The organism is Nocardioides dubius, from assembly GCF_039528155.1.
GTDB lineage: Bacteria > Actinomycetota > Actinomycetes > Propionibacteriales > Nocardioidaceae > Nocardioides > Nocardioides dubius.
In genome coordinates, this window is sequence record NZ_BAAALG010000017.1 from 25,209 (window position 1) to 41,425 (window position 16,217).

Genomic DNA, 16,217 nt, shown 5'->3' on the forward strand with positions numbered 1-16,217 from the left:
TGCCGCGGACTTCCAGTTCTTCAACAGCCTTCCGCTGCTGCTGCTGGCCGTGGTCTTCGGCGTCACCTCGGTGACCGGCGCCTGCCTCGGCGGCGTCGGGCTGATGCTGCTGCCCGAGCTGCAAGCGAACAACCCCGAGCTGGCCGGCCTCTTCTTCGTCGTCCTCGGGTTCGGGGCGGTGGCGCTGGGCCGCGACCCGAACGGGCTGGCCAACCAGCTCTTCCGGCTCGGCCGGCTGGCCCGCGAGCGGGGCGAGCCGTGGGTGCGCGAGCGCATCCCGCGTTGGGCCCCCGAGCTGGACGGGCCGGCCGTGCCGGCCGCACGCGGATCGAGCGAGTCCCTGGAGGAGACCGACCATGCCACTGCTTGAGGTCGACGAGGTGGTCGTGCGCTTCGGCGGGGTGACCGCCGTCAACGGGGCGACGTTCAGCGCCGAGGAGCGCCGGATCACCGGGCTGATCGGGCCCAACGGTGCGGGCAAGACCACCTGCTTCAACGTGATCACCGGGCTGCAGCGTCCGACCCAGGGCACGGTCCGCTTCGACGGACGCAACGTCACCCGGACGCCGGTGCACCGGCGCTCGCACCGGGGGATGGCGCGCACCTTCCAGCGGCTCGAGGCCTTCGGGTCGCTCACGGTGCGCGAGAACGTGCGGGTCGCGCTCGACATCGCCGGTGGCCTGCGCGGGGTGCTGCGCAGCCAGACGGCGCAGATCGATCACCTGCTGGAGCGGGTCGGGATCGCGGGCTACGCCGACGAGCGGGCCGACTCCATCCCGACCGGGACCGCCCGGCTGCTCGAGCTGGCCCGTTGCCTGGCAGGGGATCCGCGGCTGCTGCTGCTCGACGAGCCGTCGTCAGGGCTCGACGAGCACGAGACAGACGCCTTCGGCGAGCTGCTGCTGGCGCTGGCGGCGGAGGGTCGCGCGATCGTCATGGTCGAGCACGACATGGACCTGGTGATGACGGTCTGCGACGAGATCCACGTGCTCGACTTCGGCGAGATCATCTGCTCGGGATCGCCCGGGCAGGTGCGCAGCGACGAGCGGGTGCAGCGGGCCTACCTGGGCCAGAGCGACGAGGAGAACACCCGCGACGACCTGGCACCCTTCGAGGCGACCACCACCATCCCGGCGATCGGAGTCGGCTGATGAGCGTGCCGATGCTGGAGGTGATCGACCTGCACGCGTCCTACGGGCGGATCGAGGTGCTGCGCGGAGTGAACCTGAGCGTGCCCAAGGGGGCGGTGATGGCGCTGCTCGGTCCGAACGGTGCCGGCAAGTCCACGCTGGTCAAGGTGATCAGCGGTCAGAAGGCGGCGACGTCGGGGGACCTGCATCTCGGGGGAGTGCACGTCCGCTCCGCGTCGGCCGACGCGCTGGCCCGGGTCGGGCTGTGCACGATCCCGGAGGGACGCTCGGTCTTCCCCAACCTCACGGTCGAGGAGAACCTGCTGCTGATGTCCTACGCCGGAGTCTCGCCGGGGTTGATCAAGGAGACCGCGTTCAGCTACTTCCCGCGACTGCACGAGCGGCGACACCAGCTGGCCGGCACCATGTCGGGCGGCGAGCAGCAGATGCTGGCGATGGCGCGCGCCCTGGCCTCCGACCCGGCTCTGCTGCTGCTCGACGAGCTCTCGATGGGCTTGGCGCCGCTGATCGTGGACGAGCTCTACGACACCGTGCGGATGATCGCGCAGAGCGGGGTGACCATCGTCTGCATCGAGCAGTTCGCGCGCACCGCGCTCCGGGTCTCCGACTATGCGGCCGTGATGTCCGGCGGCCGGGTGGTCGCCACCGGCGAACCAGGAGAGGTCATGAACACGATGGCGGATGTGATCCTCGGCGGTGCCGCGTGAGGCGGGCAGCCGCTGCGCTCGGCGCCGCGTTGGTCTTCGGCGTCGCGCTGCCCTGGAGCGCGGCTGCGGACGACGAGCAGGAGCCGGCGGCGCCGACCTTCGGCGGCTACTCCTCGAACGCCTGGGCGACGCCGGTGCACCTGGAGATCTACGAGCCCTCGCTGCCGATCCCGTCCAGCCCGCAGCTGGAGTTCATGATGGCCTACAGCAAGGCGAAGGCCGACTCCGGCAGCAGCCTGAGCCGGGCCAGCTGGTTCTGGCCGGGTGACCCGGTCGGTGAGGGGCTGAAGACGTTCGGTGAGCAGCTCGGGCTGCCGCCGCAGCTGTTCGCCGGCGGCTATCCGGTGCAGGTGAACGCCACCTATCCCTCGGATGCGCAGTCGCAGCGCGACGAGCCGTTCCCCGGCATGGTGATGCGCGCCAGCGCCGACGAGACGGCAGCCGCCGGCTCGACCGGGTTCTCGCCCGACAGCGACGTCGAGGAGACCCCGGCGGCGTCCGGGATGGTCGGCAACCTCTTGCAGACCTTGGGGTTGGGACAGCTCGCGGGCGCCGACAAGCAGGAGACCGGAGTGCCCGGGATGCCGGCCGGGCTGGCGACCCTGATCGACTTCAACGGCTACGTCTCGACCTCCAAGAGCGCGGTCGTCGACGGCGAGGTGCAGGTGACCTCCAAGTCGCGCCTCGGCGACGTCAGCCTGCTGGGCGGGCTGATCAAGCTGGAGGGCGTGAGCACGGTGGCCACCGCCTCCAGTGACGGCAGCGCCGGAAAGGCGGGCGGCAAGGCCAGCTACGGCGGACTCACCATCGCCGGCCAGGAGTTCTCGATCGGGCCCGAGGGCGTGGTGGCGATGGGCAAGACCCAGGCCATCCCGTTCCTCGCCGACGACCCCGCCAAGGCGCTGGAGCAGCTGGGCGTCTCGATCACGGTGCCGAAGCCCGAGCGCAGCAGTGAGGGCAACGTGACCACCTCGGTCAGTCGTGGTCTTGTGGTGGAGATCAAGACCGAGATCCTGACGCCGCTGCTCTCGGCGATCCCGTTCGGCCAGCTCGCGGAGCTGATGCCGGCCGAGGCCGGGCTCTTCAAGAGCGTGGTGGCCGGCCTCGGCTCGCTGGCCCCGCGGATCGTGCTGACCTTGGGGGAGGCCCGGGCCACGTTGGAGACGGTGCCGCCGGTGAGCGCACCGCCGACCGACGAGACCGCGCCTCCGGCCAGCGACCCGGGCGCGAGCGACGACGACGCCGGAACGCCGGCCACAGACCCGGGCAGCACCGGCACGCCCGAGGCGCCCAGCGACCCGGGCACCCCGACGACGGACACCCCGACCGATGCGGCCGGTGACCTGCCGCCGGTGCAGCCGGTCGCGGCCGGACTGCCGAAGCTGTTCTCGATCTCCGGCGGCCTGATCCTCGGCGGCATCGCGGCTGCGGCCGTCGCCGGCAGCTGGTTCCGGCGTGCCGGCGTGCTGGCGCTGGGCGCCGGGGGCGCCTGTACCCATGGCCTCGACAGCGGCCTTCCCGATCTGCGAAAGGTGTGACATGACCACGACCAGCCTGCCCCGCGCGGGGACGCGTGACCGCGCCGGCGTCGCGCCACTGCTGAACAACCACTTCCAGCTGTTGCAGGTCGTGCTGTTCTGGGCCGGCGCGATCCTGCTGCCGCTCGGCCTGGTGGTGATCGCCTTCGGGTGGTACGGCGCGGCCAACACGCCGTACCAGCACGAGCAGCTCTCCTACCTGGTCTCCGGTGGCCTCTTCGGGCTGGGGCTCACCTTCGTCGGTGGCTTCCTCTACTTCGGCGCCTGGCTGGCCCGGATCGCGGCCGACGGCCGGGAGTCGTCCAAGCGACTGGCCGACACCCTGCTGGTGCTGGCCGACGTCACCTCGCGGGCGGCGTCGCTGGACCCGCGCGGTGAGGACCTCGGCGCGGTCCAGGTCACCGTCGGCGAGGGGGACACCGTGCATCGCCGCGACTGCCAGCTGATCGCGCACCGCGAGGATCTGGTGCCGCTGGGTGCGCGCACCGACGCGCTCACCTTGTGCCGGGTCTGCCGCCCGGACGCGCGGCGCAGCTGAGGTCCGCCTCGTTGATGGGTGCAGCCCTGCGCCAGCCGACGGCGCCTGGTGCAGCGCGGCACCACTCAACGGGACGCCACGACCGGGAATGTGCGCTGGATCACTAGGTTCGCTGCTGACTCCCATCCGAAGGTGGCTCCAGCGAATGAATCGGCCGTACCGCACTGCCCTGACCACGCTCGTCTCCCTGGCCTTCGTGGCCTCCGCCCCGTCCGCGGTGGCGGCGGCCGGCCCCACCGGGGTGACGCGTGCTCCGGCGCCAGCGCTCACGACGGTCGCCAAGGCCGCGGCTCCCGCTTCCGTCGAGGTGACCCGGACGGCATCGGGTGCCTACCGCCTCACCTGGAGCGGAGCCGGGCGGCACCGCGTCTACGCCAGCAGGAAGCCGGGCAACCCGTCCCGCAGCGGGTCCCTGGTCGGCTCATCGGCCTACGGCGCCCTTGTGGTGAAGGGGCTGGCGACTGACGCGCGCTGGTACTTCGAGGTCGCCTCGCCGTCCGCGGTGAAGGCAGCGAAGCGGATCACGGCGCAGCGTCGCGCCAAGGTGGCCAAGCAGCGGCGCCAGGCAGCCAAGCAGGGCAGGAAGCTCACGAAGGCGGCACGCGTGAAGGATGTCGAGGGAACCGTGGCTTCGACCCGCAATGTGGGACTGGACAAGGCCACCAACACCCGTGACCTCGGCGGCATGCGCACCGTCGACGGCCGCTCGATCCGCTGGGGCGTGCTCTTCCGCAGCGATGCCATGACGGCGCCGACGGTGCGCGACACCGCGGCGCTGGCCTCGATGGGCCTGCGTCGCTCGATCGAGTTCCGGGCGCCCAGTGAGATCGCCTCCGCGGGGGCGAACCGCTACCCCGCCTCGGTGGAGGAGACGGCGATCCCGTTGCTCGACGCCAGCACGGACGCGTTGTCGCAGGCGATCCAGGCCGCGCTGCGCAGCGGCGACCCGAGCGTGGTCGAGGACCTGCTCGGTGACAGCAAGGCCGAGCAGATCGCCGCGGCCGGTCCGATCGACATGATCCGCAGCGAGCCGGCACGCGTCGGCTATGGCCAGGCACTGCGCCTGCTGGCGGGGCCGGACGGCGTGCCGATGATCTTCAACTGCACCGCGGGCAAGGATCGCACGGGCATCTTCGCCGCCGTCATCCAGCGCATTCTCGGCGTTCCGGAGCGGGCGATCCTGACTGACTACGAGCTCTCCAACCGCTACCGGGCGTCGTCCAACCAGGCCACCTACGACCGCCTCGCCACGATCGGCGTCGATCTCGGACTGATCCGGCCGCTGCTGGAGCAGGACGGCGCCAACCTGGCCGGCATGTTCCGTGCGATCGACGAGGAGTACGGCAGCTTCGACCGCTTCCTGAGCAGGGGTCTGGGCTTGGACGCGGCGACCGTGAAGGCGCTGCGCGCGAAGCTCCTGGTGTGAGGCGGCGGCCTCAGGCCAGGTAGAGCGACAGCGCGTCGACCAGGCCCTGCTTGGCAGCGTCGGTGTCCGCGTAGGAGCTGAAGAACTGCTCCTCGCGGATGCCGCGGATCGCGCCGGGCAACAGGGCCCGGACCCGGGCCAGCCGGTCGCGGTCCACGGTCAGGCCGTCGAAGGCGGCCTCGCACATGGCGGTCCACTCGGCGTCCCAGTTGGCGATCGCGGCGGCGGTCTTGGGGAACTGGCTCTCCAGCTCGCCGCGCTCGGCCGGTAGCGCCTTGCGCAGGTTGTAGAGCGCCTTCTGGCCAGGCAGGTCGAGCGACTCCCACATGGCGTCGACGACGGCAGCTACCCGGCCGGTGACGTCGGAGCTCTCGGTGACGGTGTCGAAGACGGGGCCGCGGTTGTCGGCCACGTAGTCCAGGACCCCTGCCCACAGCCCGTCGGCGTCGCCGAACTGGTGCTGCACGGTGCCCCAGGTGACGCCGGCCTCGCGCGCGATCAGATTCGCGCTCACCGCCTCGGCGCCGCCGTCGGCGAGCACCCCGAGCGCGACCTTCAGCAGGTGGCGGCGCGTCTCCAAGCCACGACGGTTGAGTCGGGTTCCCTTCGCGCTGAGCGTCACGCGGCGATTCTACGGTGGGCGCGAGGTGGTGCCGTGAAGGGCCTGAGCCCCTGCCGCACTGGCCCGGATCAGGTCGCCTGTGGATAACTCGGGAATGCGCGGTGTCGGCAGGAAGCGGGGTGCAATCCTCGTCGGCATGACCTGGCACGCCTACCTCGACGAGTCTGAACCGGCGACGGGCGGCACGTACGTCCTGGCTTGCTCTTTGGTCGTCACCGATCACCTCGAAGGGTTGCGCTCCCGCCTCTCCGCTTTGCGTCTCCCAGGCGAACAGAAGGTCCACTGGTATGAACGAAGTCGTGGCCAGCGTCGTCTCCTGGTGGAGACGATCGCCGCGATGCCTGCTATTCATCACATCCTCGTCCGCGATGACTGCGGCGATGAATCGTCGGAACGACGGCGCCGCAAGTGTCTTGAGCGGATGTTGTGGAATCTCGAACACAGCTACGGGGTTGAGTCCGTAGTGGTCGAGGCCCGCCAAGCGAGGCAGAACGTCAAAGACCGCCATCTTCTTGATTCGATGCGTGCTCGCCGCGATGTGAGTTCGCGGTTGCGGATCGCTCACGTTCCTGGATGGGAGGAACCCTTGCTGTGGCTACCGGACATCATCGCTGGAGCCTTTGGAGATGACCGTCGGAAGATGCCGGGCATCTTCTCGATGTTGGGACCGATCGTCGAGTTGGAATCCATCAGCGGGCTGAAATGACCGCGAGCCCGAGACCCCAACTCAGCAGGATTGCTCAGGCTCACTTCCACTCCGCTCCGCGAAGCGGGGGCAGGTTCCATTGAACCCCGTCAGGTAGACGTCGTCAACGCTTCCTCACAACCCCAAGCGTTCGCCCAACCGTCCGATCGCGCTCTCTGCCTCGTCGGCGCTCTTGTCGGGGATGCCCCAGATCAGGTCGGTGACGCCGGCGTCGGCCCAGGCGGCGAGGTCGTCGGGGGAGGGGCGCAAGGTGACCAACACGTGGATCTGCGGGTCGCCGGCGCGACCGGCGTCGGCCCAGGCGCGGTGCAGGTGCGCGCAGCGCTCGGCGATCTCGGTCTCGATCGGGGTGGACATCCAGCCGTCGGCGTTGGCAGCGATCCAGGCGAAGGTCTTCGGCCCTGCGCCGGCGCCGATCACCACCGGGAGGTGGTCCTGCACCGGCTTGGGCCAGGCCCACGACGCGCCGAAGCTGACGAACTCGCCGGCATAGGAGGCCTCCTCCTGCGTCCACAGGGCCCGCATCGCCTCCAGGTACTCGCGCAGCACGGTGCGCCGCTTGCCTGCGGGGACGTGGTGGTCGGCCAACTCATCGGTGTTCCACCCGAAGCCGGCCCCGATCGTCACCCGCCCACCGGAGAGATGGTCCAGGGTGGCCACCGACTTGGCCAGGGTGATCGGGTCGCTCTCCACCGGCAGCGAGACGGCGGTGGAGAGCCTGATCCGCTCGGTGACGGCGGCCGCAGTGGCCAGCGAGACCCACGGGTCGAGCGTGCGAAGGTAGCGGTCGTCCGGCAGCGTCTCGTCACCCGTTCCCGGGTGCGCCGCGTCGCGCTTGACCGGGATGTGGGTGTGCTCGGGGACGTAGAAGGTGTCGAACCCGGCGTCCTCACCGGCCTTGGCGGCACGCGCCGGGGTGATCCCGCGGTCACTGGTGAAGAGCACAAGACCGTTGCGCATAAGGCGATCCGTTCTGGAGACGAGACGTTGACGAGCAATTATCATAGGGGGCACTATGGGAAATGTGGAAGAGCGATCCCGGTACCAGGCCCTTACCCGCGACGAGCTCGCCAGGCTGGTCCCCGAGCTGCTGTTGATCGGCCAGCTGATCGACCGGTCCGGCATGGCCTGGTGCATCGGTGCCTTCGGGCGCGACGAGATGGCCCAGGTCGCGATCGACGAGTGGGCTGCCGCCTCGCCGATCTATACCCGGCGGATGCAGCGCGCACTGGGCTACCAGGGTGACGACGTCGTCACCATCTTCAAGGGGCTGCAGCTCGACATCGGCGCACCGCCCCAGTTCATGGACTTCCGCTACAGCGTCGACGATCTGCAGCACGGTGCCTTCCACCTCGACCACTGCGGGGCCCTAATGGACGTCGAGCCGATGGGCGCCGAGTACGTCCGCGCGATGTGCCATGACATCGAGGACCCGACCTTCGACGCGACCGCGGTGGCGACCAACCCGCATGCCCAGGTGCGCCCGATCCACCGCCCGCCGCGGGTGCCCAGCGACCGCACGCCGCACTGTGCCTGGACGGTGATCATCGATCCCGCGTATCCCCGGGTCTCCGCCACCGCGGAGTGCCTGCGCAACTCCGAGTCGCGCGCGGCGCAGGTCGAGCTCGAACCGATCGTCCCCGGCGGCGGTGGCCGCGACGACTACTCCGGCCCCTTGCTCAGCGACCTCGACTTCGCCGACTTCTCGCACGCGGCGCTGGTCCGCATCGCCGACGAGGTCTGCCTGCAGATGCACCTGCTCTTCAACGGATTCCGGATGGCCGTCGAGAAGCGCCTGCCCGACGCTCCGGCCGATGCCGAGCGTCTTGCGCTGCGCACCCTGATCGGGATCGCCGGCATCGCCTCCGAGCGGATCATGCGCGCGGTCGAGCTGCCTCGCACTAGCGAGGGCGCCGCTCGGCTGCTGATGCTGCACCCGATCCTCAACCCCGCCGCCTACGTCGCGGCCGCGCGCGACGGTGACCGGGTCGAGGTGCGGCCCTCGTTGGCGCACGAGGACCGGGCCTGGCTCTCGCTCTGCACTCCCGACGAGCTGCGGCCGCTCCAGGCGGCCGTGCGGGCCCTCGATCCGGCCTTCGACGTCGAGGTCGCGGGCAGTAGCGAGGCCTGGTCGTTGCAGGTGGTGCGGGGCGAGGATGCCAAGGAGTTCGACGAGGTCGCGGTGACCCGGTACAGCACCGGCGCCGGCTTCACCTTCGAGCCACGCCGCTCGCTGCCGCTCTATCCGGTCTGAGCTCCTGTCCCGCCACTACCGGGCCTGAACCCGTGCCCGCACCTTCGCCTTCGCGCTCCAGGCGCTGGTGCCTGCCTTGGAGCGTGCGGCGACCCGGCAGGTGTAGCTGACGCCCGGGCGCAGCCCCCGCACGACGACGCGCTTGGTCGCGGCGCTGCCGGTGCTGCGCACGATCGCCCCGCGGCGCGGGGTGCAGCGAGCCTGGTAGCCGGTGACCTTCGCGCCGCGCGGCGTCGCCAGGGTGTGCGTGAGGACGGCCTTGCGCGACGTCGTCCGCTGGGTCCGGGTGATCACCGGTCGGGACGGCGTGATCCGGCTCGGGCGGACCTTGATCCGCTTGACGGAGAAGGTGAATCCCGTTGCCTGGATGAAGAATCCGCCGCCGTCCGGATCGTGCCAGGTGCTGAACGCACCGCCTCCGGTGCCGCCGTTGATGGTGCCGCTCAGGCTCCCCGGCGTCAGCGTCTCCGGGTTGGGGGTGCCCATGTCACTGCGCATCTGCCGATAGGAGAGCCGATAGCGCACGGCGCCCGCGATCGGCGTCGTGCCGTCGGCGTAGTAGTGCGGCGCGACCAGCTCGGTGGTCAAGGCGTGCGAGCCGTCCGGCTGCTCGTCGAAGAAGATCCCGTTGAAGGCGGCGTTGGTGCCCGCATGCATGCCGATGCTGGAGTCGTCGCGATCCTCGAGCATCGCGATGTCGGCGCCGAAGACGATCTCGTCGCCGGTCGAGGTGCTCGGGCAGGGCCACGGCCAGGCGGCCTCGGGGTCGCAGCCCGACGCCCAGGTGACCGGGGTGCCGGTGATCCGGATCCGGTGGGTGCCGTCGCCCTCGCGCCAGGTGTCGACGTCGTGGAGGCCGAGACGCCCGAACATCCGGTCCGGGACGAACGCGTTGCCGGTGTTGATCACCACGCTCAGCACGTCGCCGGGGGAGGGAGCTGCGCCGGCGGCGCTCAGCTCGAGGTTCACCTCGCGGTAGCCGCCGAGGTCGGTCGGCCCGTTGAGGACCAGCTCGACGGGGCTCGCGTCGCTCTGTGCGACGCCGTTGATGCTCAGGCTCTGGATGCACGGCGCTGCGGCGGTGCTGCACCAGCGCTCGGCGTAGTCGGCCGCGGCCGGTGAGGCGGTGCCGAGGCCGGTGAGCGTCGCGCCGAGCAGGGCCAGCGCTCCCAGGAGATGCGTGTGACGGGCCATTCCTGCACTGTGACTCCGGGCGGCGGTTGCGCGCCAGGGAATCGGTGGTTGCGGCCAGGTGGTCTAGCGCAGTCCTGGCGCCAGGTCCGGTGCGGACCGGTGCGGACCGGTGCGGACCGGTGCGGACCGCGCCGGTGGCGCGGCCCGCACGATCGGATCAGTCCTGTTCGGTGGCCTCGTCGCCGTCGGCGAGGATGCCGTAGAGACGGCGCCGGGTGTCGGCCAGCACCTCGAGGGCGGCGTGCCGCTGGGCGGGGGAGCCGGTGGAGGCGATCTGCCAGACGGCGGAGAGCACCTGCCCGATCTGGGCCTTGGCCTTGCCGAACTCGTCGGCGCTCTCGGCGGGCTCGGCGTCGAACGGCGCCCAGACGGCGGCGAGCTCGGCCTCGTGCTCCTCGCACCAGGCGATCCCGTCCGCAGTGAGCCGCAGTGCGCGGCGTCCGCTGCCCTCGTCCAGATCGACCAGGCCCTCGTCCTGCAGTTGCTGGATGGTCGGGTAGACCGAGCCGGGGCTGGGACGCCAGGCGTCTCCGCTGCGCTCTGCGATCTGCCCGATCACCTGGTAGCCGTTGATCGGCTCCTCGCTGGTGCGCAGGACGTCGAGGATCGCGGAGCGGACGTCGCCGCGCCGGACCTTAGGGCCGCCATGTCCGCGGCCACGTCCGCGACCGCGGGGACTGGGGCCGAACATCTCGGCCAGCCAGGGCGGCGGCCCGCCGGGGCCGAACGGGCCGGGGCCGACGCCGACCGCCGCGTCGCCGCGACCGCCACGGCGAGGGCCGCCGAATCCGCGCTCGTCGCGCGGGCCGCCGCCGAAGCCGCGCTCGTCCTGAGGTCCGGGGCCGCCACGGCGACCACGGCCCTCGCCGCGCCCGGGACGGGAGCGGCCGTTGAACTCGTTGTAGGAGTGGAACTCGTTCATCATGCTTTCTCTTTCTGATTGAGGTATCGCGAGTGCTTCGCGATATATCGTTAACGTACGCCGATGTTTCGCGTCAATCAAGCCGAAGCCGAGCAGGCGTCGTCCAGCCACCGAGACCCGGTGCGTTGCCGAGGACGCCGAGGCGTCACAGTGGCCCTGGTCCCTCGGCGCGAGGGCGAGACGCGAGTAGGCCGGAGGCCGATGTGAGCAACGAGCAGCGCCCGGTGTGGCACAAGCGGGTCACCGAGGCGATCAGTGCCGACGAGCTCGCCGAGCGCGAGGCGCTGTGGGTGCCGCTCACCGAGGAGGTGCGCGAGCTGGTCTCCACCGCGATCCTCAGCGAGGTCGACGAGCACGCGGTCGCCCTGGCGCGGCAGCACATCCGCGCAGCGCAGGAGATCCTGGGCACCAAGGTCGACACCGGCTCGTTCGGCATGCACGTCAACGACGAGGGCCTCGCCTGGAACTGGGGCAACGCGGCGACCGGCCAGAAGAACGCCGTCGCCCCGCCGCTGTGCCAGGTCCCGATCGCTGACGGCGTCCGCTACGAGGCCGACTTCGGGGCCGGCTACGAGGGGCCGCCCGGCTGCCTCCACGGTGGCTGGATCGCGTTGATCCTCGACCATGCGAGCGGGCGCGCGGCGCACCTGGAGGGCAACGGTCCGACCTTCACCGGAACCCTCACCATCCGCTACCTGCAGCCGACCCGACTGGGGCCGGCCGTGGCCCACGCCTGGGTCGAGACTCGCACCGCGAACAAGTTCGTCGTCAGGTGCACGTTGAGCACCGAGGACGGCGTCACCGCGGAGAGCGAAGGCGTCTTCGTGCTGGCGCGCTGGGCGCGCAAGCCGCAGGAGGACTGAGCCGGGCACTGCTCAGCCCAGGCGTGCGGCGGAGGCTGCGGCACCAACGACTACGGTGGGCGCGACCGCCCTGGCCAGCCGAGGAGTGCCGATGAAGTCCCCGATCCCCGACTACCTGGCCGAGGTGCTGGGCGCGAGCGCCGGTACGGGCGAGGGTGCCGTCGCCGACTACATCCCGGAGCTGGCGAAGGCCGATCCGGACCGCTTCGGCGTCACCATCTCCACGATCGACGGCGTGCTCTACTCCGCTGGTGACGCGGACGTCGAGTTCAGCATCCAGTCGATCTCGAAGCCGTTCGTCTATGCGCTCGCGTTGGCTGACCGGGGTCTGGACGGGGTGCTGGCGAAGGTCGGCGTCGAGCCGTCCGGCGATGCGTTCAACGAGCTCTCGCTCGAGCCCGGCACCGGGCGGCCGCGCAACCCGATGATCAATGCCGGTGCGATCGCCACGCACTCGCTGGCCGGCGCACCGGGCCTGGACGCGGCCGAGCGGTTGGAGCGCGTCGTCGCGGGGCTGTCGGCGTTCGCCGGGCGGCGGCTGGAGGTCGACGAGCAGGTCTGCGCCTCGGAGCTGGAGACCGCGCACCGCAACCTCGCCCTGGCGCACATCCTGCGCAGCTACGACATCCTCGAGGAGGACCCCACCCAGGTCGTCGCGGGCTACACCCGGCAGTGCTCGCTGCTGGTCAGCACCCGCGACCTTGCGGTGATGGCCGCGACCCTGGCCAACGGCGGCCGGCAGCCCATCACCGGGGAGCAGATCGTGCCGCCGCGGGTGGCCCGCCAGGTGCTCAGCGTGATGACCACCTGCGGGATGTACGACGCCGCCGGCGACTGGGTGACCACGGTGGGCATCCCCGCCAAGAGCGGCGTCGCGGGTGGCCTGATCGGGGCCCTTCCCGGGCAGGTCGGGGTGGCCACCTTCTCGCCCCGTCTCGACGCCCACGGCAACAGCGTGCGCGGCGTCCACCTCTTCGGGCGGATGTCGGACGACATGGGCCTGCACCTGATGGACGTGCCCGCGCCCAGCCGCTCGGTGCTGCGCAAGGTGCGCCGGTTCGACGACGACGGCCGCTCCGCGATCGTCTTCCAGCTACAGGGATCGCTGGGCTTCACCACCGCCGAGGTGGTGCTCCGGGCGGTGGTCGAGGCCACCCCGGTCACCGAGCGGGTGGTCTTCGACATCGAGCGGTTGCAGTCGGTCGACCGGGTCGGCCGGGTGATGCTGCTGGAGGTTGTGCGCCGGCTCTCGCTGGACGGACGCGAGGTGCTCTTCCTCGACCCGGACGGCGTCATCCCCGATCCCGAGCCCGGGGACGGCGGAGCCCTGCGGGTGGTGCGCAGCCGCGAGGAGCTGCGCGCTCAGCGCGGCGGTGCGTAGTTCACGCCGGTGATCGCGCCGGTCTCGTCGACCCAGACGCTGACCTCCCACTGCTGGTTGCAGGGCAGCGACGACGGCGGGTAGAGGTGGATCCGCGTGGCGTCGTAGAACCCGTCGGGCAGTCCGCCGAGGTCGGCGGTGCAGTCGACCAGGTAGCGACCGTCGTCGAGCTGCGGCATGTTGTCGGTGTCCCAACGGCGCTGGATCGGGCCGTCGGTGTCGGCGATGGCGTCGAGCGCGCTGAGGCAGAAGGAGATCGCAGGCGGGCAGTTGCGCCAGTTGCCCTTGCCCGCGGCCTCAGCAGCGCTCAGCGTGCCGGTCTCGGCGTAGCCCCGCATCAGGGTGACCTGATCGGCGAAGCGTGGTGCGGCACCGCCACGCGCCCAGGTGAGCAGGTCGTTCGCGGCCTTGCTCAGACCGGCGCAGTTGGCGCCCTTCGGCTCCGCCTGCAGCGCCAGGTGGACGACGTCGCCGCCGGCTGCCGACGCGCCTGGCTTCGGGGTCTGCTGGGTGACGCCGGTGCCCGGGTCGCAGCGTCGCTCAGTGTTCGTGGTGACCGCCAAGCCTGCCGCGATGATCGCCTCTCGGGCGTCGTCCTTGCGCAGGCCGCGCACGTCCGGAACCTCGACCTTCTCGACCGAGCCGGTCTGCGGGCTGCGCACGACGAGCGCCACGACCTCGCCCAGCCCGCGATGGTCGGGCGGCGGTTGACGGTAGACCTGAACCGCAGCCCCGCAGGCCTGATCGCGTGAATCGACGGAGAGGGTCGTGACGTCGAGGTCGGCCTCCGAGCCGGGGCGGGTGATGCCACATTCGGTCAGTGGGGGCAGTCCGAAGCGTGAGCTGACCTGGGCCTTCTGCCACGCGTCACCGTCCTCGGCCGGAGGTCGGACGGCGTCGAGCGCGGCGCCGACGATGGCGAGCCCGGAGCCTGGCGTCCAGGTGGCAGGGTCGAGGGCCTGCGCGCGGGTGAGAGTGGTCGCCGCGCCGCCGTCCACGACGACGGAGACTTCGGGGGCGAAGCCGGGGTCGTCTGCCGGAGCGCGGCCCTGGGCGAGATCGAGGATCGCCCAGTCCTCCTCCCAGAGCCCTCCCGAGCACTGGACGTTGGGGGCGATGCCCTGCGAGATCGTGAGCGTGACGGCACCGTCGGGCACCAGTCCGAGGCCGGGCTCGGTCTCCATCACGCGGCCGTCGGTATAGAGGCAGTCGTAGCCCGTCTCCAACCTCACGGTGAGACCCTGCGCCTCCAGCTCGGCCTTCGCGTCGTCCACCATCATGCCGAGCACCGGCGGCACGCTGCCCTCGGGCAGATCATCGGCGGTCTGCGTGGAGTCGGTGCGCTGGGTGGCGGGTGGTGCCGCCGCGTCGTCGTCACCACCCACGCCCAAGGCGATGCCGGCGCCCGCGCCCAGCACCACCAACGCGGCAGCGGCCGCGAGCCACGGGGTGCGGCGCGGCGCTGGCTCCGGCAGGGGCGCCGTGCTGGTGACGTCGATCGTGTCGGCGGCCGACTGGAGCAGCCGGCGGGCCTCGTCTTCGTGGATCATCGCGCACTCCTGGTCACGTCGAGGGTCGCGGCGAGGGCGGTCAGCGCGCGCGAGGTCCGGCTCTTCACGGTGCCGGGGGCGAGGCCGAGGGCGAGCGCGGTGTCACGCTCGGAGAGGTCGGCGTAGAAGCGAAGGACCAGCACCTCGCGGTGCTCGCTGCTCATCGCGGCCAGGGCCTGACGCACGGCGACGCCGTCGGTCTGGCGCTGTGTGTCGTCCGGGCTGCCGCCGTCCGGAAGCGTCTCGGTCGGGATCTCGCCCGACCAGCGCCGCCGCCTGGTGTCGCGCAGCGTGTTCAGCAGGATCCGCTGCATGTACGCATCGGGGGAGTCGGCGCGCTGGACCTTGCGCCACGCGCGCAACGCCCGCGACAGCGCCGTCTGGACGACGTCCTCGGCGTCCGCCTCCGGACAGCCGAGCAGCACCGCGGAGCGCACCAACCGCGCCCTGCGGATCGCCACGTACTCGCTGAACTCCACCGGCTCTCCTTCGCTGTGCCCTCGGCACTCACTCCTGAGACTGTCGAGGGTGCCGCAAAGGTTCCCTGCTGCTCAGGACGTCACCGGGCGCGAGGAGGGGGTGTCCGTGCGGAGGACGCCCGGGGTTGCTCAGCGCAGGGAGTACGTCGCCAGCGAGACGCCGACGTAGTGGGTGATGAAGGCGACCACGGTGAAGGAGTGGAAGACCTCGTGGAAGCCGAAGTACTGCGGCCACGGGTTGGGGCGCTTGAGGCCGTAGACGACCCCGCCCAGCGTGTAGAGCACGCCGCCGACGGCGACCAGCACCAGCGCGGCGATCGCGATGCCGGCCTGGTAGCTGCCCGCGCCCTCGATGAACTGCGGGATGAAAAAGAGGGCGGCCCAGCCGAGCGCGATGTACATCGGCGTGTAGAGCCAGCGCGGGGCGTCGGTCCAGAAGACCCGGAAGACGACCCCGGCGATCGCGGCCACCCAGACCACGGTGAGCAGCGTCGTTTGCGCGGCGCCGTCCAGGAAGAGCAGGGCGAACGGCGTGTAGGAGCCGGCGATCAGCACGAAGATGTTCGCGTGGTCGAAGCGCCTCAGGAACGCCCAGGTGCGCGGCGACCAGGTGCCGCGGTGGTAGACCGCCGAGACCGTGAACAGGACCAGCGCGGAGACCGTGAAGACGGTCGAGCCGATCTTGGTGGTCGTGGTTGGGGAGAGCACGATCAGCACGATGCCGGCAGCCAGGATCAGCGGCGCGGAGGCCAGGTGCAGCCAGCCGCGGAGCTTCGGCTTGATCTCGGCGATCGCGTCTTCGACGTGGTCGACAAGACCTTCGAAGCCGTCGCGGACGGCGTCGACTCGGGTGCGGATCATGTCGTTCATGGCGCTAACTTACCCG

General features: G+C 71.0%; 16 protein-coding genes and 1 pseudogene. 10 read left to right on the forward strand and 7 right to left on the reverse strand.

Annotated features, from left to right (window positions below; all coding sequences use genetic code 11):
- The 6 genes and pseudogenes from ABD151_RS19975 to ABD151_RS20000 all read left to right on the forward strand — a co-directional run.
- A pseudogene (locus tag ABD151_RS19975) lies at positions 1–370 on the forward strand (hypothetical protein); the annotation flags it as partial.
- Entirely contained in the window at positions 357–1,151 is a 795-nt protein-coding gene (locus ABD151_RS19980) for an ABC transporter ATP-binding protein (RefSeq protein WP_343996615.1), read from the forward strand. The pseudogene ABD151_RS19975 and the gene ABD151_RS19980, both read left to right, overlap by 14 nt.
- On the forward strand, positions 1,151–1,858 hold the full coding sequence (locus ABD151_RS19985; RefSeq protein WP_343996616.1) for an ABC transporter ATP-binding protein: 708 nt from the start codon (positions 1,151–1,153) through the stop codon (positions 1,856–1,858). The genes ABD151_RS19980 and ABD151_RS19985 overlap by 1 nt, the downstream gene beginning before the upstream one ends.
- Positions 1,855–3,396 carry a choice-of-anchor P family protein gene (locus tag ABD151_RS19990; protein WP_343996617.1) on the forward strand — a complete coding sequence of 514 codons (1,542 nt, stop codon included), beginning with the start codon at positions 1,855–1,857 and terminating at the stop codon, positions 3,394–3,396. Before ABD151_RS19985 ends, ABD151_RS19990 begins: the two co-directional genes overlap by 4 nt.
- Position 3,397: 1 nt before the next feature.
- The gene (locus tag ABD151_RS19995; protein WP_343996618.1) at positions 3,398–3,934 is read left to right on the forward strand and encodes a hypothetical protein; all 537 of its coding nucleotides are present in this window, start codon (positions 3,398–3,400) and stop codon (positions 3,932–3,934) included.
- 145 nt (positions 3,935–4,079) lie between these two features.
- Complete coding sequence (locus tag ABD151_RS20000; RefSeq protein WP_343996619.1) at positions 4,080–5,360, forward strand: tyrosine-protein phosphatase; 1,281 nt, start codon at positions 4,080–4,082, stop codon at positions 5,358–5,360.
- A gap of 10 nt (positions 5,361–5,370) precedes the next feature.
- Here the strand turns inward: ABD151_RS20000 and ABD151_RS20005 are convergent, their stop codons facing one another.
- Positions 5,371–5,982: a TetR/AcrR family transcriptional regulator gene (locus ABD151_RS20005; protein ID WP_343996620.1), complete on the reverse strand. Its 612-nt coding sequence runs from the start codon at positions 5,980–5,982 to the stop codon at positions 5,371–5,373.
- Between the two features lie 136 nt (positions 5,983–6,118).
- Between ABD151_RS20005 and ABD151_RS20010 the strand changes: the two genes are divergently transcribed.
- Entirely contained in the window at positions 6,119–6,688 is a 570-nt protein-coding gene (locus ABD151_RS20010; RefSeq protein ID WP_343996621.1) for a hypothetical protein, read from the forward strand.
- 114 nt (positions 6,689–6,802) lie between these two features.
- Here the strand turns inward: ABD151_RS20010 and ABD151_RS20015 are convergent, their stop codons facing one another.
- The gene (locus tag ABD151_RS20015; protein ID WP_343996622.1) at positions 6,803–7,648 is read right to left on the reverse strand and encodes an LLM class F420-dependent oxidoreductase; all 846 of its coding nucleotides are present in this window, start codon (positions 7,646–7,648) and stop codon (positions 6,803–6,805) included.
- 64 nt (positions 7,649–7,712) lie between these two features.
- Here ABD151_RS20015 and ABD151_RS20020 point away from each other — a divergent pair, with 64 nt between their 5' ends.
- Positions 7,713–8,942 carry a hypothetical protein gene (locus ABD151_RS20020; RefSeq protein ID WP_343996623.1) on the forward strand — a complete coding sequence of 410 codons (1,230 nt, stop codon included), beginning with the start codon at positions 7,713–7,715 and terminating at the stop codon, positions 8,940–8,942.
- 15 nt (positions 8,943–8,957) lie between these two features.
- Here the strand turns inward: ABD151_RS20020 and ABD151_RS20025 are convergent, their stop codons facing one another.
- Together ABD151_RS20025 and ABD151_RS20030 are read right to left on the reverse strand one after the other, a co-directional pair.
- Positions 8,958–10,136 carry a fibronectin type III domain-containing protein gene (locus ABD151_RS20025; protein ID WP_343996624.1) on the reverse strand — a complete coding sequence of 393 codons (1,179 nt, stop codon included), beginning with the start codon at positions 10,134–10,136 and terminating at the stop codon, positions 8,958–8,960.
- Between the two features lie 157 nt (positions 10,137–10,293).
- A complete protein-coding gene (locus ABD151_RS20030) occupies positions 10,294–11,058 on the reverse strand; it encodes a PadR family transcriptional regulator (RefSeq protein ID WP_343996625.1) in 765 nt (254 codons plus the stop codon).
- 203 nt (positions 11,059–11,261) lie between these two features.
- On the opposite strand from ABD151_RS20030, the gene ABD151_RS20035 reads away from it, so the two are divergent.
- On the forward strand, positions 11,262–11,921 hold the full coding sequence (locus ABD151_RS20035) for a PaaI family thioesterase (protein ID WP_343996626.1): 660 nt from the start codon (positions 11,262–11,264) through the stop codon (positions 11,919–11,921).
- Between the two features lie 91 nt (positions 11,922–12,012).
- Positions 12,013–13,302, forward strand: a complete 1,290-nt coding sequence (locus ABD151_RS20040) for a glutaminase (RefSeq protein WP_343996627.1) — start codon at positions 12,013–12,015, stop codon at positions 13,300–13,302.
- Here the strand turns inward: ABD151_RS20040 and ABD151_RS20045 are convergent.
- The 3 genes from ABD151_RS20045 to trhA form a co-directional block, all read right to left on the reverse strand.
- Positions 13,284–14,852 (reverse strand): PASTA domain-containing protein, encoded by a 1,569-nt coding sequence (locus ABD151_RS20045; RefSeq protein ID WP_343996628.1) that lies wholly within the window; start codon positions 14,850–14,852, stop codon positions 13,284–13,286. The genes ABD151_RS20040 and ABD151_RS20045 overlap by 19 nt on opposite strands.
- Positions 14,849–15,331: a SigE family RNA polymerase sigma factor gene (locus ABD151_RS20050; protein ID WP_343996629.1), complete on the reverse strand. Its 483-nt coding sequence runs from the start codon at positions 15,329–15,331 to the stop codon at positions 14,849–14,851. Before ABD151_RS20050 ends, ABD151_RS20045 begins: the two co-directional genes overlap by 4 nt.
- 129 nt (positions 15,332–15,460) lie before the next feature.
- Positions 15,461–16,201, reverse strand: a complete 741-nt coding sequence (gene trhA / locus ABD151_RS20055; protein ID WP_343996630.1) for a PAQR family membrane homeostasis protein TrhA — start codon at positions 16,199–16,201, stop codon at positions 15,461–15,463.
- Between the last annotated feature and the right edge of the window lie 16 nt (positions 16,202–16,217).

Coding starts and splice junctions, on each gene's coding strand:
- ABD151_RS19980 (WP_343996615.1), top strand. CDS start 357: ATGCCACTGCTTGAGGTCGACGAGGTGGTCGTGCGCTTCGGCGGGGTG.
- ABD151_RS19985 (WP_343996616.1), top strand. CDS start 1,151: ATGAGCGTGCCGATGCTGGAGGTGATCGACCTGCACGCGTCCTACGGG.
- ABD151_RS19995 (WP_343996618.1), top strand. CDS start 3,398: ATGACCACGACCAGCCTGCCCCGCGCGGGGACGCGTGACCGCGCCGGC.
- ABD151_RS20000 (WP_343996619.1), top strand. CDS start 4,080: ATGAATCGGCCGTACCGCACTGCCCTGACCACGCTCGTCTCCCTGGCC.
- ABD151_RS20010 (WP_343996621.1), top strand. CDS start 6,119: ATGACCTGGCACGCCTACCTCGACGAGTCTGAACCGGCGACGGGCGGC.
- ABD151_RS20015 (WP_343996622.1), bottom strand. CDS start 7,648: ATGCGCAACGGTCTTGTGCTCTTCACCAGTGACCGCGGGATCACCCCG.
- ABD151_RS20025 (WP_343996624.1), bottom strand. CDS start 10,136: ATGGCCCGTCACACGCATCTCCTGGGAGCGCTGGCCCTGCTCGGCGCG.
- ABD151_RS20030 (WP_343996625.1), bottom strand. CDS start 11,058: ATGAACGAGTTCCACTCCTACAACGAGTTCAACGGCCGCTCCCGTCCC.
- ABD151_RS20040 (WP_343996627.1), top strand. CDS start 12,013: ATGAAGTCCCCGATCCCCGACTACCTGGCCGAGGTGCTGGGCGCGAGC.
- ABD151_RS20045 (WP_343996628.1), bottom strand. CDS start 14,852: ATGATCCACGAAGACGAGGCCCGCCGGCTGCTCCAGTCGGCCGCCGAC.
- trhA (WP_343996630.1), bottom strand. CDS start 16,201: ATGAACGACATGATCCGCACCCGAGTCGACGCCGTCCGCGACGGCTTC.